Source organism: Flavobacterium sp. CECT 9288, from assembly GCF_918731615.1.
GTDB lineage: Bacteria > Bacteroidota > Bacteroidia > Flavobacteriales > Flavobacteriaceae > Flavobacterium.
In genome coordinates this window covers 3198896-3223615 of sequence record NZ_OU957226.1, presented here as the reverse complement: position 1 = coordinate 3223615, position 24720 = coordinate 3198896, and the positions used below count along the sequence as shown (strand labels likewise).

General features: G+C 32.3%; 21 protein-coding genes. 14 read left to right on the top strand and 7 right to left on the bottom strand.

Annotated elements, in window-relative coordinates; translation table 11 throughout:
* Positions 1-4: 4 nt before the first annotated feature.
* Together fabF and LQ189_RS14235 are read right to left on the bottom strand one after the other, a co-directional pair.
* Positions 5-1258 carry a beta-ketoacyl-ACP synthase II gene (gene fabF / locus LQ189_RS14240; protein WP_086455433.1) on the bottom strand — a complete coding sequence of 418 codons (1254 nt, stop codon included), beginning with the start codon at positions 1256-1258 and terminating at the stop codon, positions 5-7.
* Between the two features lie 177 nt (positions 1259-1435).
* Positions 1436-1672 carry an acyl carrier protein gene (locus LQ189_RS14235; protein WP_007137004.1) on the bottom strand — a complete coding sequence of 79 codons (237 nt, stop codon included), beginning with the start codon at positions 1670-1672 and terminating at the stop codon, positions 1436-1438.
* Positions 1673-1848: 176 nt separating this feature from the next.
* On the opposite strand from LQ189_RS14235, the gene purN reads away from it, so the two are divergent.
* Together purN and rnhA are read left to right on the top strand one after the other, a co-directional pair.
* The gene (gene purN / locus LQ189_RS14230; protein ID WP_230158033.1) at positions 1849-2418 is read left to right on the top strand and encodes a phosphoribosylglycinamide formyltransferase; all 570 of its coding nucleotides are present in this window, start codon (positions 1849-1851) and stop codon (positions 2416-2418) included.
* 5 nt (positions 2419-2423) lie between these two features.
* Entirely contained in the window at positions 2424-2903 is a 480-nt protein-coding gene (gene rnhA, locus LQ189_RS14225) for a ribonuclease HI (RefSeq protein WP_230158032.1), read from the top strand.
* Here the strand turns inward: rnhA and LQ189_RS14220 are convergent, their stop codons facing one another.
* The gene (locus tag LQ189_RS14220; RefSeq protein WP_230158031.1) at positions 2904-3479 is read right to left on the bottom strand and encodes a hypothetical protein; all 576 of its coding nucleotides are present in this window, start codon (positions 3477-3479) and stop codon (positions 2904-2906) included.
* Positions 3480-3685: 206 nt separating this feature from the next.
* On the opposite strand from LQ189_RS14220, the gene LQ189_RS14215 reads away from it, so the two are divergent.
* Both LQ189_RS14215 and LQ189_RS14210 read left to right on the top strand, forming a co-directional pair.
* Complete coding sequence (locus LQ189_RS14215; RefSeq protein WP_086454298.1) at positions 3686-4609, top strand: PfkB family carbohydrate kinase; 924 nt, start codon at positions 3686-3688, stop codon at positions 4607-4609.
* A 135-nt stretch (positions 4610-4744) separates the two neighbouring features.
* Positions 4745-6643 (top strand): amidophosphoribosyltransferase, encoded by a 1899-nt coding sequence (locus LQ189_RS14210; RefSeq protein WP_086454297.1) that lies wholly within the window; start codon positions 4745-4747, stop codon positions 6641-6643.
* Between the two features lie 379 nt (positions 6644-7022).
* On the opposite strand, the gene LQ189_RS14205 is transcribed toward LQ189_RS14210, so the two are convergent.
* Positions 7023-7631, bottom strand: a complete 609-nt coding sequence (locus LQ189_RS14205) for a superoxide dismutase (RefSeq protein WP_086454296.1) — start codon at positions 7629-7631, stop codon at positions 7023-7025.
* A gap of 301 nt (positions 7632-7932) precedes the next feature.
* Between LQ189_RS14205 and LQ189_RS14200 the strand changes: the two genes are divergently transcribed.
* Both LQ189_RS14200 and LQ189_RS14195 read left to right on the top strand, forming a co-directional pair.
* Positions 7933-8934: a hypothetical protein gene (locus tag LQ189_RS14200; protein ID WP_230158030.1), complete on the top strand. Its 1002-nt coding sequence runs from the start codon at positions 7933-7935 to the stop codon at positions 8932-8934.
* Positions 8894-11149, top strand: coding sequence for a hypothetical protein (locus tag LQ189_RS14195; RefSeq protein WP_086454294.1), 2256 nt, complete (start codon positions 8894-8896; stop codon positions 11147-11149). Before LQ189_RS14200 ends, LQ189_RS14195 begins: the two co-directional genes overlap by 41 nt.
* Positions 11150-11158: 9 nt before the next feature.
* Here the strand turns inward: LQ189_RS14195 and LQ189_RS14190 are convergent, their stop codons facing one another.
* Positions 11159-11842 (bottom strand): ComF family protein, encoded by a 684-nt coding sequence (locus LQ189_RS14190; RefSeq protein WP_086454293.1) that lies wholly within the window; start codon positions 11840-11842, stop codon positions 11159-11161.
* Between the two features lie 97 nt (positions 11843-11939).
* On the opposite strand from LQ189_RS14190, the gene LQ189_RS14185 reads away from it, so the two are divergent.
* Positions 11940-13481: a glycine--tRNA ligase gene (locus tag LQ189_RS14185; protein WP_230158029.1), complete on the top strand. Its 1542-nt coding sequence runs from the start codon at positions 11940-11942 to the stop codon at positions 13479-13481.
* A 55-nt stretch (positions 13482-13536) separates the two neighbouring features.
* Here the strand turns inward: LQ189_RS14185 and LQ189_RS14180 are convergent, their stop codons facing one another.
* Positions 13537-14064 (bottom strand): DUF3575 domain-containing protein, encoded by a 528-nt coding sequence (locus LQ189_RS14180; protein ID WP_221918020.1) that lies wholly within the window; start codon positions 14062-14064, stop codon positions 13537-13539.
* A 353-nt stretch (positions 14065-14417) separates the two neighbouring features.
* Here LQ189_RS14180 and LQ189_RS14175 point away from each other — a divergent pair, with 353 nt between their 5' ends.
* The 5 genes from LQ189_RS14175 to LQ189_RS14155 all read left to right on the top strand — a co-directional run bounded on the left by LQ189_RS14175 (position 14418) and on the right by LQ189_RS14155 (position 18712).
* Complete coding sequence (locus LQ189_RS14175; RefSeq protein ID WP_230158028.1) at positions 14418-15221, top strand: LytTR family DNA-binding domain-containing protein; 804 nt, start codon at positions 14418-14420, stop codon at positions 15219-15221.
* 173 nt (positions 15222-15394) lie between these two features.
* Complete coding sequence (locus tag LQ189_RS14170) at positions 15395-15640, top strand: hypothetical protein (protein ID WP_230158027.1); 246 nt, start codon at positions 15395-15397, stop codon at positions 15638-15640.
* 44 nt (positions 15641-15684) lie between these two features.
* Positions 15685-15870 carry a hypothetical protein gene (locus LQ189_RS14165; protein WP_086455176.1) on the top strand — a complete coding sequence of 62 codons (186 nt, stop codon included), beginning with the start codon at positions 15685-15687 and terminating at the stop codon, positions 15868-15870.
* 102 nt (positions 15871-15972) lie between these two features.
* Positions 15973-17997, top strand: a complete 2025-nt coding sequence (locus LQ189_RS14160) for an ATP-binding protein (protein ID WP_230158026.1) — start codon at positions 15973-15975, stop codon at positions 17995-17997.
* Between the two features lie 19 nt (positions 17998-18016).
* Entirely contained in the window at positions 18017-18712 is a 696-nt protein-coding gene (locus LQ189_RS14155) for a response regulator (protein WP_230158025.1), read from the top strand.
* Positions 18713-18860: 148 nt separating this feature from the next.
* Here LQ189_RS14155 and thiL read toward each other — a convergent pair whose 3' ends face one another.
* The gene (thiL, locus tag LQ189_RS14150; protein WP_230158023.1) at positions 18861-19907 is read right to left on the bottom strand and encodes a thiamine-phosphate kinase; all 1047 of its coding nucleotides are present in this window, start codon (positions 19905-19907) and stop codon (positions 18861-18863) included.
* A 259-nt stretch (positions 19908-20166) separates the two neighbouring features.
* On the opposite strand from thiL, the gene LQ189_RS14145 reads away from it, so the two are divergent.
* Both LQ189_RS14145 and LQ189_RS14140 read left to right on the top strand, forming a co-directional pair.
* Positions 20167-21042, top strand: a complete 876-nt coding sequence (locus LQ189_RS14145) for an ABC transporter ATP-binding protein (RefSeq protein WP_086455109.1) — start codon at positions 20167-20169, stop codon at positions 21040-21042.
* Between the two features lies 1 nt (position 21043).
* Entirely contained in the window at positions 21044-24691 is a 3648-nt protein-coding gene (locus LQ189_RS14140) for a M1 family aminopeptidase (RefSeq protein WP_230158021.1), read from the top strand.
* Positions 24692-24720 lie beyond the last annotated feature (29 nt).

Sequence of the window (24720 nt, the reverse complement as noted above, 5' to 3'; positions counted from 1 at the left end):
ACAATTAGATATCTAATTTTTTTACCAAAACGCATGCATTGTGGCCTCCAAAACCAAATGTATTGCTCATCACTACATTCATATCTCTTTTTTGAGCTTTATTAAATGTAAAGTTCAATTTTGAATCAATGTTTTCATCATCTGTAAAATGATTGATAGTAGGAGGTACTAAGCCATGTTTTAATGAAAGTATAGCAGATATAGTTTCTACAGCACCAGCAGCACCCAGTAAGTGACCTGTCATTGATTTTGTAGAATTTAAATTCATGCTATACGCATGTTCTCCAAAAACATGAAGAATTGCTTTTGACTCTGCCATATCACCAAGTGGAGTAGATGTTCCGTGCATGTTTACACCATCTACATCGGTAGGTTTTAATCCAGCATCTCTAAGGCAGTTAAGCATTACATTTTTAGCACCAAGTCCTTCTGGATGTGGAGCTGTAATGTGGTAAGCATCTGCAGACATACCGCCGCCACCTATTTCGCAATAAATGGTTGCGCCACGAGCAACAGCATGTTCATATTCTTCAAGAACCAAGGCACCTGCTCCTTCTCCTAGAACAAAACCATCTCTGTCTTTGTCCATTGGTCTTGAGGCCGATTTTGGATCGTCATTTCTTGTTGATAGTGCGTGCATAGCATTAAAACCTCCCATACCAGCAATTGTTACCGCAGCTTCAGAGCCACCTGTAACCATAGCATCGGCATGGCCAAGTCTAATATAATTGAAAGCATCTATAATGGCATTTGTAGAAGAAGCACATGCAGAAACAGTTGTAAAGTTAGGTCCTCTAAAACCATATTTAATGGAGATATGTCCACCTGCAATATCAGCAATCATTTTTGGGATAAAGAAAGGATTAAATTTTGGCGTCCCGTCTCCTGAAGCATAATTAAGAACTTCAATTTGAAAAGTCTCTAATCCGCCAATTCCTGATCCCCAAATAACGCCCACGCGGTCTTTGTCAATTTTCTCCATATCAAAACCAGCGTCTAATACTGCTTCTTCAGATGCAACCATGGCATATTGAGCGTATCGATCCATTTTACGGGCTTCTTTACGGTCAATGAAATTTTCAACATTAAAGTTTTTAACCTCGCATGCAAAGTGAGTTCTAAATTTAGAGGCATCAAAGTAAGTGATAGGTGCAGCTCCGCTAACGCCATTAATCAAACCGTCCCAATACTCTTGTACAGTATTTCCAATAGGGGTAAGAGCGCCTAATCCTGTTACTACAACTCTTCTTAATTCCATAAATTCTTTGTTATGTTATCTTTAAACAAATAAAACCCACGCTGATACTGTATAAAATACTACAAAATAGCTATGGGTAATACAATAATATCTTTTGGATTGAAGTTCAATCTTAATTTTAATATTTAAAAAAATAATAACACCCGTTCACATGAATGCAAGCGGGTGTTTGATTTATTATTTTTTAGCTTCCTCGATGTAAGAGATTGCTTGACCTACAGTAGCGATGTTTTCTGCTTGATCGTCTGGAATTTGGATATCAAATTCTTTTTCGAATTCCATAATAAGCTCAACAGTGTCTAATGAGTCAGCTCCTAAATCATTAGTGAAGCTTGCTTCTGTTACAACTTCGTTTTCGTCAACGCCTAATTTGTCTACGATAATCGCTTTTACTCTTGATGCAATGTCTGACATAATCTTTAATTTTAGAATTTAATTTGTTGGCAAAAATAAAAAACTTTATTTTAAAACAACTATTTAGTTAATAAATGTGACATCTAATTTATGAAATATATTTTGACAAAGGTGTCACAATGTTATTTATTTTCAATTATTATGCTTTTTTTTGTGGCTTCAAATAGAATGTAATTATGAAAAAAATCGTGATTTTTGCCTCCGGATCGGGTACAAATGCTGAAAATATTATCCAATATTTCAAAAAAACAAGCTCAGCAGCTGTTGTTGCAGTTTTTACAAATAATCCTAAAGCAGGTGTGATTACGAGAGTTCAAAAATACAATTTACCAATAGAGATTTTTACCAAAACACAATTATTTGAAAACGAAGTACTACAAAAAGTTCAGGCTCTTCAACCAGATTTGATTGTTTTAGCTGGTTTTTTACTCCAATTCCCTTCAAATATTATTAATGTCTACCCTAATAAAATCATAAACATTCATCCTGCATTATTACCTAAATATGGTGGAAAAGGAATGTATGGGATGCATGTACATCAAGCAGTTCTTGATAATAAGGAATTAGAAACGGGAATCACGATACACTATGTGGATGAGAATTATGATGAAGGCGCTATAATTGCACAGCAAAGTGTTGCATTATCAGCAGTAGATACTGTTGCAACAATAGCCGAAAAGATACATGAACTAGAGCAAGAGTTTTTCCCAATTATTATAGAGCGTATTTTAAACCAAAGTATATAATTGTAATGGGACACGATGTACATATATATACAGATGGTGCTGCCAAGGGAAACCCAGGAAATGGAGGGTATGGTGTAGTCATGGAATGGGTAGGGAAACCATATAAAAGAGAATTTTATGAAGGGTTCCGTAGGACGACCAATAATAGAATGGAATTATTAGCAGTAATTGTTGGACTTGAGAAGTTAAAAAATCCTAATACCAAAGTTTTAGTAGTTTCGGATTCTAAATATGTAGTAGATTCTGTAGAAAAAAAATGGGTTTTAGGCTGGGAAAAAAAAGGTTTCGTTGACAGAAAAAATGCCGATTTGTGGAAACGGTTTTTACTAGTATACCGCAAACACAAAGTCGATTTTAAATGGATTAAAGGACATAATAATCATGTTCAAAATGAAAGGTGTGATGAATTAGCCGTTATGGCATCCATGCAAAAACAACTTTCTGTGGATGCTTTTTATGAAAAAGAAGAAGCTAAATTGTTGTAATTATTTAAAAGATTCTTTTCTTTTTCGAATGTAATTGATACCTAAATAACAATCTGAACTTAAATCATAGCCGTTTTTGAATAAAATGTATGCTATAGTTGAGTATTCTCCTTCTTTTATAATTTCGCGTTTGATAGCTAATCTTTTTGAAGCTGTTGTCTTTGAATACTTTCTTAAAAACATCTCAATACCTATGCGGTTGAAATCTTTTTCAATATTTGGGTTAACTTTAAAGCTTTCTAAATAAGTTCTTTTGTTATGTACTTTACTGTCTAAAACATAATCTTGATTCAATACAGCATTTAAAAATTTTGAAAAAGAATCAAATTTTAAATAGTAATGGTTTTTATAGAGAAATAATAATTCACTAACGCTGCTTAAAAGTATTTCTTTATCATTAGCCTTAACATATAGGTCAATTTGATATGTAATAGGCGGAGGTGCTTTTACAAGAGTGTCGTTAATCTCGCTAAGTTCACTAAAATTTCTAATAATTTCTTTAGAAAAGTTTGGCTTCTTGCTTTCACATGAGATCAGCAAACAAATTGAAACAAAGAAACTTAATTTTATTTTCATTTTATAAAATTATTGATAAACAAATCTAGTTAAAAAAGGAAGACAGATTTAGGACAATTTATCAAAATAAAAGTTTTAGATACTCCATTTACAAACCTTTTAAAAATAGAAATAAAGACAATATTTTAAGTAAACTTTGAGATTTAAAAGCTTTGCAACTTTACAACTTATAAACTATCTTTGCCCCTTAATTTGAAACGTATATAATGAATAAATTATTGATTGTTGGAACAGTAGCTTTTGACGCAATTGAAACTCCATTTGGGAAAACGGACAAAATTTTAGGTGGTGCAGGAACATATATTGGTTTGTCTGCTTCTTTTTTTAATGTGCAATCAGCCATTGTTTCTGTAGTTGGAGATGATTTTCCTCAAGAATATTTAGATTTATTAACTTCAAGAAATATTGATATCTCTGGACTAGAAGTAGTACAAGGTGGTAAAACATTCTTCTGGAGTGGTCGTTACCACAATGACTTAAACTCAAGAGATACACTAGATACGCAATTAAATGTTTTGGCTGATTTTCAACCAAAAGTACCACAAGATTATAAAAATGCTGAGATTGTAATGCTAGGGAACTTACATCCATTAGTACAAAGCAGTGTTTTAGATCAAATGGAAACTCAACCTAAATTAGTAGTGCTAGACACGATGAATTTTTGGATGGATTGTGCATTACCTGAATTGTTAGACGTAATCAAACGCGTTGATGTAATCACTATCAATGATGAAGAGGCTAGACAACTTTCTGGAGAATATTCTCTTGTTAAGGCTGCTGCCAAAATTCACACCATGGGTCCTAAATATGTGGTAATTAAAAAAGGAGAGCATGGCGCACTTCTTTTTCATGATAAGGAAGTTTTCTTTGCTCCAGCATTACCATTAGAAGAAGTGTTTGACCCAACAGGGGCAGGAGATACTTTTGCAGGAGGATTTGCAGGTTACTTGACTCAAAGCGAAAACATCTCTTTTGAGAATATGAAAAACGCTATCATTCAAGGTTCTAACTTAGCTTCTTTTTGTGTAGAAAAATTTGGTACCGAGAGAATGCTTACTTTAGAAAAAGCTGAAGTAGTGTCTCGATTAAAACAATTCAAATCGCTAACACAATTTGACATAGAATTATAATATCTTAAAACCTCGGAAACGGGGTTTTTTTGTTTAAAAACGGTAGTCTAAAATCTTAATTATTACCGTGTTAAAAGTAAAAATTACCTACTATTTTTTTTAGAAAAACACAACAACACAACAAATTACACTACAATGAGCGATGCTTTACAACATGAATGTGGAATAGCTTTAATACGATTATTAAAACCGCTTGAATATTACAAAGAGAAATATGGAACCGCATTTTACGGAATCCAAAAAATGTATCTTTTGATGGAAAAGCAACACAATCGCGGTCAAGATGGTGCTGGTTTTGCAAGTATTAAACTAGATGTAGAACCTGGTGAACGGTACATCAGTCGTGTACGATCAAATCATGCACAGCCTATACAAGATGTCTTTGCACAAATAAACGACAGAATAAACGAAGAAATGGCAGCACACCCTGAGTATGCTGATGATGTGGCTTTACAAAAACAAAAGTTACCGTACCTTGGTGAATTGTTCTTGGGACATGTGCGTTATGGAACTTTTGGTAAAAATAGTATCGAAAGTGTTCACCCATTTTTACGTCAGAATAACTGGATGCACCGTAACTTGATCTTAGCAGGAAACTTTAATATGACAAATGTTAAAGAGCTTTTTCAAAATTTAATAGATCTAGGACAGCATCCAAAAGAAATGGCTGATACTGTGACCGTAATGGAAAAAATAGGTCATTTTTTAGATAATGCAGTTACAGATTTGTACCAAGATTGCAAAAACGAAGGATTGAGTAAGAGAGAGGCATCACCTGTAATTGCGGAACGATTAGATGTAGCTAAGATTTTAGCACGCGCAGCTAAAAATCTAGATGGAGGATACGCCATGGCTGGACTTTTAGGTCACGGTGATTCTTTTGTATTTAGAGATCCTGCCGGTATTAGACCTGCATATTTTTATCAAGATGATGAAATTGTGGTAGTAGCATCAGAACGGCCAGTGATTCAGACCGTGTTTAATGTTCCTTTTGAATCGGTGCAAGAAATCGAGCCAGGAAATGCATTGATCATCAAAAAAAATGGTACTATTTCGATGAAAGAAATTTTACCGCCAACAGTTAAAAAAGCTTGTTCTTTTGAGCGTATTTATTTTTCAAGAGGTAGTGATGCCGAAATTTATCAAGAAAGAAAAACTCTAGGAAGATTAATCTTGCCAGCAGTTTTAAAATCTATAGATGAGGATACTGACAATACCGTTTTCTCTTATATACCTAATACTGCTGAAACCTCATTTTACGGATTAGTTGAGGCCGCTCAAGATTTCTTAAATCAAAGGAAAAATAATTTCATCCTAGAAAATAGAAATACCTTAACTAAGGAAACGCTACAGGAATTGCTTTCGGTTAAAATACGTACTGAGAAAGTAGCTATAAAGGATGCAAAATTAAGAACTTTTATTACTGAGGATAGCAGTAGGGATGACTTAGTTGCCCACGTTTATGATGTAACGTATGGTGTAATTAAGCCAACTGATAATTTAGTTATTATTGATGATAGTATTGTAAGAGGGACTACTCTTAAAATGAGTATTATCAAAATGATGGATCGTTTGAATCCAAAACGAATTGTAATTGTCTCATCGGCTCCGCAAATTCGTTATCCTGATTGTTACGGTATTGATATGGCAAAACTAGAGGGATTAGTGGCATTTAGAGCTGCTCTTGAATTGCTTAAAGAAAGAAATTTGTATCATATTGTAGATGAGGTCTATGCTAAATGTAAAGCGCAAGAAAATTATAAAGACAATGATGTTGTGAATTATGTAACGGCTGTTTATGCTCCTTTTGAAGCTCAAGAGATTTCAGATAAAATTGCTGAAATGTTAAGTTCACCGGAAATTAAAGCCGAAGTGAAAATTATTTTTCAAACCGTTGAAGATTTACATACTGCTTGTCCTAAAAATTTGGGGGATTGGTACTTTACTGGAGATTATCCAACTCCAGGAGGAAATAGGGTGGTGAACCGCGCTTTTATGAACTTTTATGAAGGTAAAGACGCACGAGCATATTAAAAACAAGACTAAAAGAGGTTTTAATCGATTTTATGAGTTGTTCGTCTAATTTATTTGACGAAATAATATAAAATATATATATTTATATCACCATAATATTAGTAGGTTAAATTTATGGTAGATTTGGGGCAAAAAGGGTGGAAGAAATTCCACCTTTTTTATTGGAATAAAGTCAGGAAAGAAGAAAGAGCAGAGAATATAGAGAAAAGACGAGCAAATTAGGTTATTTGGCTCGTCTTTTTCTGTTAGAATAAAATTTTGAAAATAGAAAGTTAATTTTGAGAATAAAAAAAATAGACAAACAACCTTTCAGTCATTTGTCTATTCTCTATGTTTTTTATTCTATTCTCTATGTTTTTTATTCTATTCTCTTAAAAGATTATTTCTCTAAAGCATATCTTCTTGAAACTTCAGTCCAGTTGATTACGTTGAAAAATGCTTCAATATAATCAGGTCTTCTGTTTTGGTAGTTTAAGTAGTAAGCATGCTCCCAAACGTCCATAGCCAAAATAGGTGTTCCGCCACAACCTACTCCTGGCATTAATGGATTATCTTGATTTGGCGTACCGCAAACCTCAAGTTTACCTCCTTTTTGTACACAAAGCCATGCCCATCCAGAACCAAATTGTGTAGCACCCGCTTTGCTAAAACTAGCTTTGAACTCTTCAAAAGTTCCAAAAGCACTTTCTATAGCAGCAAGTAAATCACCAGTAGGTAAACCGCCACCATTAGGCGTCATTACGGTCCAAAATAAGTTATGGTTGTAAAATCCACCACCGTTGTTGCGTACAGCAGCGTTTTTTAAATCTAGATTGATCAAGATATTTTCAATGGTTTTACCTTCCATATCAGTACCTGCAATAGCTGCATTTAGATTGGTTGTGTAAGCATTGTGGTGCTTAGAATGGTGGATTTCCATTGTACGAGCATCAATATGTGGTTCTAATGCATCGTATGCATAAGGTAATTGTGGTAATTCAAAAGCCATGATATAATTGTTTTATAAGTGAATTAATATATTATTCAAATTTAAACATTAAAGTTTGGAAACGGAAATTCTATTTCGTTATAATTTCATTAAATTATCCTATTGCTCGGGATATTGAGGTATAAGTAATTTGTATATCAACTGATTGCGTGCTTTGTCTTAGACGTAGCACTCCTAAATAAGCCAAAAATTTATACCAATTATATAACGCTCAGTAGTCTTATATATTCAATTTTGAAGTAGAAAAAGAGTGTCCAAGTATATTATTTTGTAGTTTTAAAGTTTTTAAACGTGATTTGTTGTGAAGAAAATCTTATTTGCTGTACTTGCTTTATGTTTTTTAGTTTCTTGTAATTCACACAAAGAACCTGAGATTGCATTTTATTATTGGAAAACAGTATTTAAATTATCTCCTGGAGAAAGGGAGGTTTTAAAAGAAAATGACGTTAAGAAAATCTATATTCGGTATTTTGATGTTGATATTGATAAAAATAACCAACCCTTTCCGCTTGCACCCATACATTTTAAAGAAAAAATAAATGCTTTATCTGTGGTACCTGTTGTTTACATTAAGAATAAGGTGATGCTTAATCAGTCCCTTGATGTAGCGCTTTTAGCAAGAAAAATTTTTGATTTTGTAAATAAAATTAATGCTACTAACCAAATTTCATGTCAAGAAATCCAAATTGATTGTGACTGGACTCTGGAGAGTAAAGATAAATACATGAAATTTATTGAAGTTTTTAAATCCATTTCTAGAAAAAAACTTTCGGCTACAATACGTCTCCACCAAATAAAGTATTTTAATAAAGCCAAGATTCCGGCTGTAGATTGTGGCGTTTTAATGTATTACAATATGGGTAAAATAGCCCCAGATTCCTTAAATTCTATTTATGATCGTAAAATAGCCAGCAAATATCTACCTAGTTTAGAAAAGTATCCATTAAAATTAAACCTTGCTTTGCCTATTTATTCTTGGGCTGTTCATATTAGAGATCAAAAAGTCATTGGCTTAAAGCCTAAAATAGATTACAAAAGCTTAGAAAAAGACACTAATTTTACTGCTAAAATGAATTTGTTTTTTGTGGCTAACAATTCAAATTATAAGGGAGGGACGTTTTATAAGCGCAATGATGTATTGAAAATAGAACGTGTCACCGCACAACAAATTAAAGACATGAGTGCTGATTTAGAATCACACATGAATACGTATCCCGAAGAAATAATTTTTTATGATCTTGACGAAATAAACCTATCTCATTATGAAAAAAACATTTTTAAACAAGCTGTGGCTCGTTTTTAGTGCCATTACATTATCCGTATATTCTATAATTTATGCTTGCGGAGGTGGTGATGATTGGGGCTGGTTTTTTGATTCTAATTTTGCTCCCGAAACATTTGTAGATGCTTCTTATACACCACTTTTTTTATCAACTGACGTTTTTTATGAACGTGGTTTTGATACAGAACATAGTATGCGGTTTAATGATGAAATTGTTTCAGACTGGAGTTTGTACCTCAAAGGGAGCGTAAATCCAGATCAGGTTAAATTTTTTCTCATAGATTCCAGTGCTGTTGATGTAAAAGAACTTTTTACTTTTTTTAGTTCTAAAAAAACAAATAAAAGTGTTCAAAAATGGTCAAGCAAACTTAAATTGAATGATCAAAAAACAAAAGACTTTATTACTTTTTTGCATTATGCTAAAGCTATTGAAGTTGCCTCTGTTACTTATGATTATTGGAGTTATGACAAGCTCAATACAGTTATTCCTATTGATGCCAAATGGGTCTTAGCATTAGAAAAAAAATACAATACAAGCACCGATTCATTCCTAAAAAACAGATATTGGTTTCAATTAATGAAAGCCTATTTTTATATTGACGATCAAAAAAGTGCATTTTCTTTTTTTGAGAAAACTAAAGATGTTGTGCCAAAAAATACGCTTTACTACAGATCACTTTCGTACCTAGCGGGCATGAATTATCGCAATAAAAATTATGCCGAATCTAATTATTTGTACAGTCAAGTTTTTGATCATTGTCCTCGTTTGCGTATTGTATCAGCATACTGTTTTCATCCTCAAGAGCAACTTGATTGGACCGAGTCTTTAAAAATGGCTAAAAATAATCAAGAGAAAGCAGCCCTTTGGGCTATTCAAGGCTACTATGGTGATGAAGAAAAAGCCATTGAGACCATTTATAATCTAAAGCCAGACAGTGAACATCTGGGTTTTTTATTAACTAGATTAATCAACAATCAAGAGAATAAAATTGATAAATCATTTAAAAATAGTACGGTAGCACAGTTTAAAAAAAGAACACAGGACAGTGTTTCTCCTAGCGCATTAAATCTAGTAGTAAAAATTGCTAAATCTGGTAAAACAAAACAGCCTCATTTGTGGCATTTAGCTGCAGGATATCTTGAAACTTTAAATGGAAACTTTAATAATGCATCATCAAATTTTGATAAGGCCGAAAAAACGATGCCCAAAACCAAATTAGCGGTAAGTCAACTCCGCCTGTTGCGTTTTGTTACTAATTTAAGCAAAATAGAGGTCATTACTGATAAAAATTACAACACCATTTTGAGTGATTTAAAGTGGTTGTATTTTGAATTGGATAAAGAAAAAATAGAATACTTGCGCTATCAAAATGCAAGAGAATGGAGTAAAAATTACTTATCAACAGTCTTTAAATCTCAAAAAAACGCTATAATGGCTGAATTGTTTTTAAAAAAGGATACGTTTTATGACTCTCCAGCAAACGTAACTGAAATGAAAACGTTTTTGCTTAAAAAAAATAAATCGCCTCTGGAAGAGGTAGCTGTAAAACATTATGATTACAACCTCATGGATATTAACGCTTATGAAGCAGTTGTGTGCACTTATGACGATAAGATTGTGCAAGCCTTAAATGTCATGAAACAATCTGGAGAGATACAAAACAGTGTATTGTTAGGAAATCCTTTTAATGGGTCTATCAAGGATTGTCATGATTGTGATCATGCAGCATATCAAAAAAAGAAATATACCTTACTAGATTTTCTAAACACTATGAAAATCATGCAAGACAACATCAACAGTAAGCAAGATGTTTATACTAATGCGTTATTAGTTGCAAATGGATTTTACAATATTACACACTATGGTAATGCGAGGTTGTTTTATGAAAGTGAAATTGTAGGATTTGGTTCTAGTCCTTATTTTTTTAGGGATAAAGTCAAAGCAATGATTACAAACTGTAATCAGGCAAAAAAGTATTATCAAATAGCATTTACAGCGGCTAAAACCCAAGAGCAAAAAGCAAAATGTCAATACATGCTGGCTAAATGTGAGCGAAACGAATTTTACAATCAAAAATACAATGCTAACTCAAACTGGTGGCAAGTAGAGAGCGATAACGTTAATTTTAAAGCATGGGATGGCTTTCAAAAATTAAAAAAGGAATACGCAAACACACAATATTACAAAGATGTAATTGCCGAATGTGGATTTTTTAATACCTATGTAAACCAATAATGTACCTTTTTAAGATTGTGCCATAGCCATACAAACAATACTTATCTTTGCTCCAGGGATTTTCAATAAAGCTCTAGAACATGCCTCAAGTGTGGCTCCAGTTGTAATTACATCATCTACAATAAGAAAATGTTTGTTGTGATCTTTTTCATCAAATACAACATCAAAAACGCTTTCTATTCCCTCAGTACGTCCTAGTAGATTTTTCTTTGATTGTGTTTTTGAGTATATATTTCTGTGTAAAATAGTATCGTTGTAACTAATTTTTAAGTTTGATGAAAGTGCTTTCCCAAAAGTAGTAACTTGATTATAACCTCTTTCTCGAAGCTTCTTTGGGTGTAAAGGAACCGGAATTATGGCATCTACATCTTGTAGAGCTTCAACTTTTTTTAATTCATGAGCATACCAATCCCCAATAAGTGTTCCTACTTTTTCATGACCCTTGTATTTCAAGTTGTGAATGACTTGCTGGACAATTCCTTTTTTTCTAAAATAAAATAAAGCTGATGCATGAATTACAGGAATTCGTCCATAGAATTTCTTGAACGCTTCATTGTTTTCCATCAAATGATGATTGGTCAAGGGAATGTTGTGTCTGCAAAGGGTACAAATCACTAATTCATTGGCAACCAAAAAAGAATTGCACCCTGAACAAACTTTTGGAAAAAAGAGATTTATAAAGCTTTCAAACATAGAATCAGGTATTTATTGATAAAAATAAACAAATCAATGCTCCATTGATACATAATTTTCTTTTTTTTATGTTCACTTTTTATATTTTTGCAATACTATGGCAAAACAAGAAGATTTATTTAAGAATGTAGTTTCGCATGCAAAAGAGTACGGATTTATTTTTCCGTCAAGCGAAATTTACGATGGTTTAAGTGCAGTCTATGATTATGCACAAAACGGAGTGGAATTAAAAAAGAACATTCGCGAGTACTGGTGGAAAGCAATGGTGCAAATGAACGAAAATATTGTAGGCCTTGATGCTGCAATATTGATGCATCCTACCACCTGGAAAGCCTCAGGTCACGTTGATGCCTTTAACGATCCTTTGATTGATAATAAAGATTCTAAACGTAGATACAGAGCCGATGTTTTAATAGAGGATTATGCCGAAAAATTAAATGTAAAGGCAAAAAAAGAAATCGAAAAAGCAAAAGTTCGTTTTGGAGATGCTTTCAATGAGCAAGAATTCATTACAACTAATGCGAGAGTGGTTGAATATCTAGCCAAAGAGAGAGAAATTCTAGAAAGAATGGGTCGCTCATTAGGCAATGGTGACCTTGAGGATGTAAAAGCTTTGATAGAAGAATTAGAAATTGCTTGTCCAGAATCTGGTTCGCGTAATTGGACCGAAGTGCGTCAATTCAACTTGATGTTTGGTACTAAATTAGGAGCCTCAGCAGATACGGCAATGGATTTATACTTGCGTCCAGAAACTGCTCAAGGTATTTTTGTAAACTTCTTAAATGTGCAAAAATCTGGACGAATGAAAGTTCCTTTTGGAATTGCACAAACCGGTAAAGCGTTTAGAAACGAAATCGTAGCGAGACAATTCATCTTTCGTATGCGTGAGTTTGAACAAATGGAGATGCAATTTTTTGTGCGTCCAGGCGAAGAAATGAAGCATTATGAGTTTTGGAAAGAAGCCCGACTAAAATGGCATTTATCTCTAGGTTTAGGGAAAGAAAGATACCGCTTTCACGATCACGAAAAACTAGCACATTACGCTAATGCTGCTGCTGATATAGAATTTGATTTCCCTTTTGGATTCAAAGAATTAGAAGGAATTCACTCTAGAACTGATTTCGATTTGAAAGCACACGAGCAATTTTCAGGTAGAAAATTACAGTATTTTGATGCTGAATTGAACCAGAATTATGTGCCTTATGTGGTAGAAACCTCAGTTGGTTTAGACAGAATGTTCTTGGCGGTTTTTGCTACTTCCTTAAAAGAAGAAACGCTTGAAGATGGATCTACTAGAACAGTGTTGAAATTACCTTCAGTACTTGCTCCAACTAAAGCAGCTATTTTACCATTAGTTAAAAAAGACGGATTGCCAGAAATCGCTAGGCAAATTATTGACGATTTGAAATGGGATTTCAGTGTATCGTATGATGAAAAAGATGCGGTAGGAAGACGTTATAGAAGGCAAGATGCCTTAGGAACGCCTTTCTGTATCACTGTAGATCATCAAACCATTGAAGATCAAACAGTAACCATACGTCATAGAGATACTATGAAACAAGATCGTGTGGCTATTGCGGATTTAAAAGCCATTATTGAAAATGAAGTTTCAATGAAAAACTGGTTGATGAAAATGTAATACAGATAGATAATTATAGTATAAAAAAAGCTTCTCAATTGAGAAGCTTTTTTGCTTAGAAACGGTAACCTAGTGTTATACCACCACGCGGAACAACCTCTGGGCTATTGGTACTTAGTAAATTTCGACCTATTCCCGCATTGATTTCAAAGACAAATCCACGTTTGTGCACCCACTTTGACCCAAGTCCAAAACCAAGAGCAAAATCAGTATAGCGATCTTCATCAATATTAGTTAAATTTCCATTATTGTCGTAATAGTACATTTTATTACTAATACCAGTACTTATCATACTAAAACCTTCTACAAAAAATCCAGCAGCTGGTTTTTTTCCAAAATAAGCACGGTAGTAAGGAGTGAAGATAAAATTGCTATCAAATTCATCTTCGGCAACAAAGAAAACGGTTGCTCCTACACCGCTATCCTCTGTAATAAGTCTCTCGTAAGTAATCTCTACGGCACCTAAAACTAGGAATAAGGCATTTCCTTTAATTTCATTTTTCTTGAAGGTTGGTACTTCTTTTTCTTGGCTAAACGCTATACAGCTGCAGAATACACATAGTAAAGTAGTTATTTTTCTCATGATTTTTTTTGATAAAAGTAAGATAAATTTTAATTAAAATCATTTTTACTACAAGAAATTTTTAATGCATTTGTGATCCTTTATTTAAAATATGAAATTGTTACTTGAACTTACATATTTAAAAACTGCCAAAAAAGTTATTAGGGTTTTTGGAGTTTAATTTGCTGTTTCTAACCAACATATTCATTCTGCAATTTAAGTACATTCAGTAGACAAGAAATGTATTGCCATAGTTTTTTAGATTCTAAAAGGGAATAATGTATATTTTTGTTGTTATTTTAATGGCCTAAAAACAGTGTTTTTTGTATTTGAAAAATGTGAAATAGTGAGGATTACAAAATTTAAGAACTACAATGCAATATAAATACATAATTATAGACGACGACCCAAAAAGTCTCTTGGAAACAAAAGCTGTTGCTGATGTTTTTCCAGTACTAAGTTTTGTAGGTTCCGCATGTAATGCCACAGATGGTCTGGATCTTATATTAGAGAATAAGCCGGATATTATTTTTATTGAGATAGATCCTGTAGATCGTACCTTAAATTTGGGTTTGCATTTTATAGACTGTCTTTATAAATATTTGAGTGTCATGCCCATTTTTGTAGTTACTACTCGTGATAAAAAACTAGCGTATGACTCTTTTCAATATGGTGTTAGGGAATATTTAATCAAACCAGTTGAGCCTTCTAATATTGTAAAATTTTTGTTGAGGTTGAACAAAAAAAATGAAAATGAAGGAATTATAAATGAGATTGCAACATTTCATCATCAACTGTTTCCTAAAGTAAGTTCAGTTCCTGAAGTTCAATCCTTGCGGTTGTGTATTAAATCCTATGGAGACTACCGTTACATTGATGCAAAAGACATCTGTTTCCTCAAAGCAGATAACAATTCTACAGACATTCATTTGAACAATGGGGAATTAATAACGGCTTTTAAAACTCTAAAATATTTTGAAACAGTTTTGTCTCAACCCTTCACGAGGATTCATAAAAGTTACATTGTAAACAGAAATTACATTTCTAGAATTCACAGTGGGAATGCTCTTTGCTACATAAAAAACTCCAACGCACGTATACCTTATTCTAAAATGTACAAAGCGAATGTTGACCAAATCATCACTGATTTTGCAAATGAGAATTATTTAGAAATATAAATTCCTAGACTTTACCCAAGTTTCATACCCGTACACTCGTACACAGACTTGTTCTACCATTAACCCATTTTTATTGATTGTTGTTTACTTTTTGTATAGTAGTTTTACCTCAAGATAAGCTGTTAATCAGCACTGTAAAGAGTTAAAATAATATAAACATAAAACCCCAAATCATGAAAAAATCAATTGCAACATTAGGATTATTCACGTTATTAATGGTACTAACTTCAGTAGAATTAAACGCACACATTACTCCATTAAGTAATAACAACGGACAAATTGAGATTTTGAATTTAAATACGATGAAGTTGGAACTTGGAGGAGAAGGTATGGTGGGTGGTAATAAAAAAGAGGATACTCCTCCTAAATCAGAACCTACTTTATTAGACAAAATATCTGATTGGTGGAATCGTCTATAATATTGTGAATTAGGTATCACTCTTGATAAAATAATATTTAAAATATGAAAAATACAATTATAACCGTTTTTTTAGTAGTCATAGTGATGGTGTTGACTTCCTTTACCTTTAAGGAAGAATCTGCTCCATTAATAGTAAAAGTATCTAAAGAGACTACTTTTAAAATTGAAAATGTAAATATGGATCTTATCGCAAATACTTCTGTAGGAGGGAATAAAAAGAATGATTAGTACTTTGTACTGTTAAAATCTATTAAAGCTGTCAAATTCATGACAGCTTTTTTTTTGACGATCATATAATTCCCTATTTTTGGTATTATAACTCATCGCCCATTGAAGCCTACTTTTTATATTATTCTTTTGTTTCTTATCTTGGGTGTGAGCTGCACTCAAAAAAAGACAGTTTCTAAAAATGAGGAGATACAAAAAGATAGTTTAGAGTTTTTTTTCTCGTTGGCTAATGATTTTGATTTATCTATAGATCAAAGACAGCAATACATACAAAAAGCCTCAACTATAGTTTACCTTCAAAATAATGATTCTGTTTACCGATCAAATTTATTTAAGATAGCAAATCGATATTATAACTTAGATCGTTTTGAGGACTATAAAAAAACAGTCAAACTCATTTTAAAAAAATCAAAACTGCAGCAGGATACTCGTAATGTTGCAAAAGGCAATGTCTATTTAGGGGATTATTACTTATTGAAAGAACGGGCTGATAGTGCCTTCTATTATTATAATGAAGCAGAAAACAAATATGTAGAATTAAACGATACCTATAATGTTGCGTTAACTATGCTTAATAAAGCCACTTTACAGTATACTGAGAGTGATTTTCTTGGAGCTGAAATGGCTATTTTTAAGGTTTTAAAAATTATAAAGAACAAGAATTTCAATGATATTTTATATAATTCATACAACCTTCTTGGACAAATTTATAACGAACTTGAGGATTATAATAATTCCATTGAATATCATAATAAGGCTTTGGGGAGTATAGATGATAATTTTATGAAATCATTTGCTCAACCCAAAGCAACCTCATTTAATAATATTGGAGCTGTCTATCAAAATAAAAAGGATTTTCGCAAATCTAAAAAGTATTTTGAAAAAGGTCTGTTAGAAAGAAATATAATAAAAGATAAGCCTGCATTATTTGCTATGCTGTTAAATAATTTAGCCTATACTAAATTTCAACTTAATGAGAAAGAGGGATTGCCTCAATTGTTTTTTCAATCTTTAAGGATAAGAGACAGTTTGCAAATTACTACAGGTATTATTGCAAGTAAAATTAATATTTCAGAGTATTTTTTGTCAAAAAAGGATACTCTAAAAGCTTTACAATTTGCTAAAGAAGCATTGTATTTATCTAAAAAAGCAAACAATTCTCGTAGTATATTAAATTCATTAAAGCAATTATCTTTAGTAGATCCTAAAAATACAGCATATTATAGTAAGGAATATATTGTAATTAGTGAAAGGAGACAAAAATCAGATCGAGCGATAGGGAATAAATTTTCAAGAATTGAATACGAAACGGAAGAAGTCATTGAAAAGAATGACTATTTAACCACTAAAAACAGGAATTTATTATACGGTTTGATTTCATTTGGAGTTGTTGCATTGTTGTTGTATCTTGTTTTAAATCAGAGAAATAGGAATAAGGTTTTACTCTACAAACAAAGGCAACAAAAAGCTAATGAAGATATTTACAATTTAATGATTTCGCAACAGAGTACCATAGACTTAGGTCGGGTTAAAGAAAAGAAAAGAGTAGCTCAAGAGTTGCACGATGGGGTTTTGGGTAGAATATTTGGTCTTAGGATAAACTTAGACACCTTGAACCAATTTGATGATTCAAATGCTATTAAAAAACGAAATGAATACTTAGTAGAACTGCGTAACATTGAGCAAGATTTGCGGGAAATATCACATGATTTAAGCAGAGAGAATAAAGAGTTGATCAATAATTTTGTAGTTATTTTACACAATCTTCTTGAAGAACAAAGAAAAACTTTTTCTACAAATTTACACGCAAGTATTGACAATGCTATTGATTGGGACGCTATAAGTAATTCTATCAAAATCAATATTTATAGAATTGTGCAAGAAAGTTTACAAAACATAAATAAATATGCACATGCTAATTCCATCCATGTGAAGTGTTTAAAAAATGAGGATCAACTAATTTTAGAAATTATTGATGATGGAATTGGTTTTAACACAATCAAAGCAAAAAAAGGAATAGGTTTGCAGAATATCAGGTCAAGAGCCTTAGATTGTAATGGGACAGCAATAATTAATTCTATAATTAGTAAAGGGACCCATATTATAATTACAATACATTTAGTATAAACATTCAATACTAGAAAAAATGACAATTGAAGCCCTAGCTAAAATTAAATTTAATAATAATATTTTAATCGTAGATGATCACCCTTTTATAATTGAAGGGTATAAGAATGCTATTACTCGTTACAAAACCGATGAATACACATTCATGATTGATCAAGCTAAAAACTGTGAAACAGCCTATGATATTATTACTAATCCAGAAACGGCTCCTTTTGATATTGCTTTCCTTGACATCAGTATGCCTCCTTTTGAAAGTAAAAATATTTTCTCAGGTGAGGATTTAGCTAAGTTACTCCAAACATACATGCCAAATTGTAAAATTATTTTACTAACTATGTATACTGAATTATTGAAAATCAAAACGATTGTTAAAACCATCAATCCAGCTGGTTTGATTGTAAAAAATGATCTTAATTTTGAAGTTTTGATTTTTGCAATTGACACGATTATCAACAATAAAAAATACTATAGTGATTCTATTATAAGTATGTTGGAATTAGTAGATGCAGATGCTGTTGAGATAGACGTTTTTGACAAACAAATATTATTTCATTTGTCTAAGGGAACAAAAAAAAGTGATTTTCCACAATACATCCCCTTATCAGCAGGTGCAATTGAGAGAAGAAAGAAAGATTTAATGTTACTCTTAAAAATTGAAAGCGGTTTAGATAAAGATTTGGTTCAAGAGGCTAAAGCCAAAGGTTTGTTATATTAATTATTTGGTGCCCATTTTATTTTGAATCAACATCAAAGGGCATTAGTATACAGCTATATAGAGATTCTTTTTATCAGATAAAAAATGCCCCAAAAAGTCTTGAACTTCTTGTGGCATTTTAAATAGGTTTTGTTTTTAAGACCAGTAGTTATTCACTTAAAGCATCCCATCCACGGGCTTTGAGTGTAATCTTGGTATTTGCACGGGTAATTAAATGAATGCCTTCACTTTCTTGAGTCATGTGACCAATAATTGTAAAGTTAGGATTGGCTTTTATTTTCTCAAAATCTTGAATCGAAATTGTAAATAACAATTCGTAATCTTCGCCGCCGTTAATGGCTACTGTTGTGCTATCAATATTAAATTCTTCGCAAACATTTATAAACTGTGGGTCAATAGGTAATTTATCTTCATATAAATTACAACCTACTTTTGATTGTTTGCAAATGTGCATGATCTCTGATGATAATCCATCTGATATATCAATCATTGCGGTAGGTTTTACTTCTAAGGCGTGCAATAAGGTGCGTACATCTTTTCGGGCTTCAGGCTTTAATTGACGTTCTATCAAATAAGTATAAGCGTCTAAGTCAGGTTGATTATTTGGATTCACTTGAAACACTTGTTTCTCTCTCTCTAGGACTTGTAAACCCATATAAGCAGCGCCAATATCACCTGTTACAACCAGTAAATCAGTTTCCTTAGCCCCATTTCTATATACGATTTCCTCTTCATTGGCTTCGCCAATAGCTGTAATACTTATGATCAATCCTTTTTGAGATGAGGTAGTATCTCCACCAATCACATCAACTTTGTATTCTGCAGCGGCATGTGTAATACCGTCAAATAATTCTTCAAGAGCTTCTAGTGGAAATCTGTTAGAAACCGCAACCGAAACGGTTATTTGAGTTGCCTTAGCATTCATGGCACAAATATCCGAAACATTGACTACAACAGCTTTATATCCTAAATGTTTTAAGGGCATGTAAGCCAAATCAAAATGCACTCCTTCAATTAACAAGTCAGTAGACACTACCACTTTTTTGTCCTTGAAGTCTAAAACAGCTGCGTCATCCCCAATTCCTTTTAGAGTAGAAGCTTGTGTAATTTCGAAGTTTTTTGTCAAGTGATCTATTAGTCCAAATTCTCCTAGTTGAGCAATGCTGGTGCGTTGTGGGTTTTTATCTTCTATCATGTAGCAAAGGTACAAAGGATTTTTGTTTGTCGCAAAGACTCAACGTTTCAAAGCATTTTTGAATTATCATAGATCAAAGGTTTTACAGTTTTTAAATTAGGTAAAAAGCTAAAAGGAACCCATTTTTTTTCCTTTATTATTGTGATGAGGTTCAGTAGTTTGCCATGTCGATAAGGATAAATTAGTAATAAAAATAAGAAATAATTGGTAACATTTTAGTAAATACGATACTAATCTGACTTAACTAAACCAATAAATCATGAAGTTAAAGATTAGTAACTTGAGCAAGACGTATAGCAATGGTGTAAAAGCATTGGATAATTTGAATTTAGAAATTGGAACAGGAATGTTCGGACTTTTGGGTCCTAATGGTGCGGGAAAATCTAGTTTAATGCGTACTATAGCTACTTTACAAAAACCGGATTCAGGTTCCATAGAATTTGATGGAATTAATGTTCTTGAAAATCAAATGGAATTGCGTAAAATTTTGGGATACTTACCTCAAGAATTTGGTGTTTATCCTAATATGTCTGCAGAAGATTTACTAGATTATTTTGCCCGATTAAAAGGAATTTCATCTCAAAAAGAGCGAACAGTAATTGTCAAACAAGTATTAGAAGTTACTAATTTGTATGACGTTAGAATGAAGAATGTAAATGGCTATTCAGGTGGTATGAAACAGCGTTTTGGTATTGCGCAATTGTTGTTAAATAATCCAAAGTTAATCATTGTTGATGAACCTACTGCTGGTTTAGATCCTGCGGAAAGACACCGTTTTTTAAACGTACTAAGAGAAATAGGTACAAATCATACCGTTATTTTTTCAACGCACATTGTTGATGATGTAAAAGAATTATGTAATGAAATGGCCATTCTAAATGGTGGAAAAATATTAAATCAAAGTACTCCTAAAGCTGCAACAGCTGAGCTTTCAGGTCAAATTTGGACCAAAATTATTGAAAGAGAAGCATTGGAACAAAACGAAAAAGACTTTAATGTAATTTCTTCTAATTACAACCAAGACAACACGCTAAACATTAGAGTGTATAGTCAGGAAAAGCCAAATGAAAGTTTTGTTCAGGCAGAACCACAATTAGAAGATGTATATTTTGTTGCACTAAAAAAAGACTTATAAAATGTTTGGAACCTTATTTACTTTTGAATTAAAAAGGTGGCTAAAAAATCCAACTTTTTATATATACGCCGGAATTTTCATGGCATTTTCTATGTTAATGATGGCTAGTAGTCTTGGAATTTTTGATAGTTTTAAAACTACTACGGCCTCTAACGCTATGGCAAATTCGCCTATAGCATTAAACAATATGTTAAACGCATTATCAGTTTTTATTTATTTTTTATTACCCTCCATTATAGGTGCGTCCGTTTATCGTGATTTTAAATATAACATGCATTCTATCTTGTTTTCGTATCCATTTAGCAAATGGGATTACTTAATGAGTAAGTTTTTCAGTTCCTTATTAGTTGTTATTTTAATCACGCTTTGCATTGGTTTAGGTGCTTTTTTAGCTTCATTTTTACCAGGAGTAAACCCACAGTTATTGGGTCCGCATAGTTTTATGGCCTATTTGCAAAGTTATTTGATATTTATAATCCCTAATTTAGCGTTTTTTGGTGTAATTGTTTTTTCAGTAGTAACAATTACCCGTAATATTTCGGTTGGTTTCATTACTGTTTTACTTCTTTTATTTGTGCAAGGTATTGTAAGTAGTTTTACAAAAGAAAATGAGAATCGATTTTTGGTTGCGCTTTTTGATCCTTTTGGTAGTGAAGCTTTAAGTTATTATACAAAGTATTGGACTGTTTACGAGAAAAACGAAAATTTACTGCCTTTTAAGGGAGCTATTATTTACAATAGGGCAATTTGGTTGACTGTTTCTATGGTAATTCTAGGTCTTATGTACCGCTATTTTTCATTTACTCAAACAGCATTAACACTAAGAAAAAGTAAAGATAATGAGCGTATTACGAAGAACAATTTTGGTGGAATTACTAAAGTCAACTTGCCTAAAGTAGGGTATGATTATTCAACCAAACAAAATTTGAAAACAGCTTGGAGTTTATCTCAAGTAGATTTTAAATTTATTGTGAAAAACTGGATATTTATCAGCATTGTGCTTGTAGGAATGCTTTTTATTTTAATTACAGCTTTGTCTTCGGGTGCATTTTTTGGAACAGAAACCTATCCGGTTACTTGGCAAATGCTCGAAATTCCGGGAAGTACTTTTGGGTTGTTTATCAATATTTTAACCTTTCTTTTTTCTGGGATTTTAATTCATCGTGCTACTACCACTAGAATGTTTCATTTAATAGATGTAACACCTACTCCTAACTGGGTTTTACTTTTGTCAAAGTTTATTGCCATTGTCAAAATGCAAATGGTATTACTTTTAGTAATTATGTTTTCGGGGATTTTGTTTCAGGTGTATAAAGGTTATTTTAATTTTGAAATAGGTCATTATCTATTTGAATTGTATGCCTTAAAATGGATCGAATATATAATTTGGGCATTAATGGCAGTTCTTATTCAAACATTAGTTAAAAACTATTTGTTAGGATTCTTTATCCTTTTACTTTTTTACATAGGATTAAGTTTTCTGCCAGCAATAGGGGTTGAACAACTAATTTATCAGTTTAATAGCGATACGGGTTATAGTTTTTCTGATATGAATGGTTACGGTCACAGATTGTCATCTTATTTTCTCTATAAAATATATTGGTTAGCACTTGGAATTATTTTCTTTGGTTTAGCATTACTTTTTTGGACTAGAGGTACGGTACAATCTTTTAAGGGTCGTTGGTCTGATTTTAAAATCAGATTTACAAAGCAAATTGCATTGCTACTGGTAGCGGCAACATTCGTTTTTTTAGGAATTGGTGGAGCGTTGTATTATCAAGATAATATTTTAAACGAAAATAAAAGCGGTAACGAACAGGAGCTAGAAATTGTAAATTGGGAAAAGAAATACAAAAAGTTCGAGAACAAAATTCAACCAAGAATTACAGATATTAAAATTGATATGGATTTGTTTCCAGAGGAACGCAATTTTGTTGCTAATGGGAAATACATTTTAAAAAATAAATCAACTCAAGTAATTGACTCTATTTTGGTGGATTATAAAGAAGGAACCCAAGTTAGTTTCAATGTCAAAAACAAGTTGGTTTCTAAGGATACACTTTATAATTTTAACATATATAAATTAGAGCAAGCACTGCAACCTGGTGACTCTATCCAAATGAGTTTTGTTGTAAAGAATAAGCCAAATACTTTCTTTAAAAATAACTCTCCTGTTTTATATAATGGAACGTTTATTAATAATGATATTTTTCCTTCTCTAGGATATTCAGCTTCAAGTGAATTGACAGATGATGATGTTCGAAAAAAATACGGGCTGAAACCAAAAGATAGAATGGCTAAACCAACAGATAGTATTGCTAGGAAAAACACTTATATCAGTTCTGATGCGGATTGGTTAACATTTGAAACCACAGTAAGTACCTCTGGAGATCAAACAGCTATAGCACCTGGTTATTTAAAAAAGAAATGGCAAAAAAACGGACGAAATTATTTCCATTATAAAATGGATAAAAAAATGCTTAATTTCTATGCTTTTAACTCTGCTCGATATGAGGTTAAACGAGACAAATGGAAAAATGTAAATATTGAAATATATTACCACAAAGGACACGAATACAACTTAAATCGAATGATTGCAGGTGTAAAGAAATCCCTAGAGTATTATACTAAAAATTTCAGTCCGTACCAGCACAAACAAGTTCGAATTATTGAATATCCTAAAACACAAGGTCAATTTGCACAATCATTTGCTAATACGATCCCTTACTCTGAAGCCATAGGTTTTATAGCTGATGTAAATGACGACAATCAAGACGCTGTTGATTATCCTTTTGCAGTTACATCACACGAGGTAGCACATCAGTGGTGGGCTCACCAAGTTATAGGTGGCAATGTTCAAGGGGCAACATTACTCTCTGAGAGTTTGTCAGAATACAGTTCATTAAAAGTTTTAGAACAAACATATGGAAAATCTAAAATGCGACGATTTTTAAAAGACGCACTAGATAAATATTTACAAGGACGAACTTTTGAAAGCAAAAAAGAACAACCTTTAATGTTTAACGAAAACCAACAATACATTCATTATGAGAAAGGATCATTGGTATTGTATGCCTTAAGTGATTATATTGGAGAACAGAAAATGAACAATACCTTAAAGAGTTATATAAGTAAGGTGGCTTTTCAAGACGCTCCCTATACCAACTCAATAGAATTAGTTAACGAATTGAAAAAAGCAACTCCAGATTCGTTACAATATGTTATTAATGATATGTTTGAGACAATAACTTTATACGATAACAGAATTAGTAATGTGACTTCTAAAAAAATGCCAAATGGCAAATTTCAAGTTACGATTCAGTTTGAAGTTTCAAAGTATAAAGCTGACAAGGAAGGAAAAAGAATCTTCACAGATCCTAAAGGAAAAACATTAAAGTTCACTAGGAAAGGCGACAAGTATCCTACAGAATCGTTTCCTTTACAAGACTATGTAGAAATTGGAATTTTTTCGGAGCAAACCATTAAAGGAAAAAAAACAGATAAAGAATTGTATCTAAAAAAATTAAAAATTAATACTATTGATAATACAGTGGTGTTGATGGTGAACGAAAAACCTACAGAAGTTGGCGTTGACCCTTATAATAAGTTGATCGATACAAATTCTGATGATAACAGAAGGAAATTGTAAAAAGAAAGCGAAGTCTATATAGATTTCGC

What these genes read in the sequence shown, in the direction of transcription:
- fabF (WP_086455433.1), bottom strand. Translation starts at nt 1,258, where the DNA reads ATGGAATTAAGAAGAGTTGTAGTAACAGGATTAGGCGCTCTTACCCCT.
- LQ189_RS14235 (WP_007137004.1), bottom strand. Translation starts at nt 1,672, where the DNA reads ATGTCAGACATTGCATCAAGAGTAAAAGCGATTATCGTAGACAAATTA.
- purN (WP_230158033.1), top strand. Translation starts at nt 1,849, where the DNA reads ATGAAAAAAATCGTGATTTTTGCCTCCGGATCGGGTACAAATGCTGAA.
- rnhA (WP_230158032.1), top strand. Translation starts at nt 2,424, where the DNA reads ATGGGACACGATGTACATATATATACAGATGGTGCTGCCAAGGGAAAC.
- LQ189_RS14220 (WP_230158031.1), bottom strand. Translation starts at nt 3,479, where the DNA reads ATGAAAATAAAATTAAGTTTCTTTGTTTCAATTTGTTTGCTGATCTCA.
- LQ189_RS14215 (WP_086454298.1), top strand. Translation starts at nt 3,686, where the DNA reads ATGAATAAATTATTGATTGTTGGAACAGTAGCTTTTGACGCAATTGAA.
- LQ189_RS14210 (WP_086454297.1), top strand. Translation starts at nt 4,745, where the DNA reads ATGAGCGATGCTTTACAACATGAATGTGGAATAGCTTTAATACGATTA.
- LQ189_RS14205 (WP_086454296.1), bottom strand. Translation starts at nt 7,631, where the DNA reads ATGGCTTTTGAATTACCACAATTACCTTATGCATACGATGCATTAGAA.
- LQ189_RS14195 (WP_086454294.1), top strand. Translation starts at nt 8,894, where the DNA reads ATGAAAAAAACATTTTTAAACAAGCTGTGGCTCGTTTTTAGTGCCATT.
- LQ189_RS14190 (WP_086454293.1), bottom strand. Translation starts at nt 11,842, where the DNA reads ATGTTTGAAAGCTTTATAAATCTCTTTTTTCCAAAAGTTTGTTCAGGG.
- LQ189_RS14185 (WP_230158029.1), top strand. Translation starts at nt 11,940, where the DNA reads ATGGCAAAACAAGAAGATTTATTTAAGAATGTAGTTTCGCATGCAAAA.
- LQ189_RS14180 (WP_221918020.1), bottom strand. Translation starts at nt 14,064, where the DNA reads ATGAGAAAAATAACTACTTTACTATGTGTATTCTGCAGCTGTATAGCG.
- LQ189_RS14175 (WP_230158028.1), top strand. Translation starts at nt 14,418, where the DNA reads ATGCAATATAAATACATAATTATAGACGACGACCCAAAAAGTCTCTTG.
- LQ189_RS14170 (WP_230158027.1), top strand. Translation starts at nt 15,395, where the DNA reads ATGAAAAAATCAATTGCAACATTAGGATTATTCACGTTATTAATGGTA.
- LQ189_RS14165 (WP_086455176.1), top strand. Translation starts at nt 15,685, where the DNA reads ATGAAAAATACAATTATAACCGTTTTTTTAGTAGTCATAGTGATGGTG.
- LQ189_RS14155 (WP_230158025.1), top strand. Translation starts at nt 18,017, where the DNA reads ATGACAATTGAAGCCCTAGCTAAAATTAAATTTAATAATAATATTTTA.
- thiL (WP_230158023.1), bottom strand. Translation starts at nt 19,907, where the DNA reads ATGATAGAAGATAAAAACCCACAACGCACCAGCATTGCTCAACTAGGA.
- LQ189_RS14145 (WP_086455109.1), top strand. Translation starts at nt 20,167, where the DNA reads ATGAAGTTAAAGATTAGTAACTTGAGCAAGACGTATAGCAATGGTGTA.
- LQ189_RS14140 (WP_230158021.1), top strand. Translation starts at nt 21,044, where the DNA reads ATGTTTGGAACCTTATTTACTTTTGAATTAAAAAGGTGGCTAAAAAAT.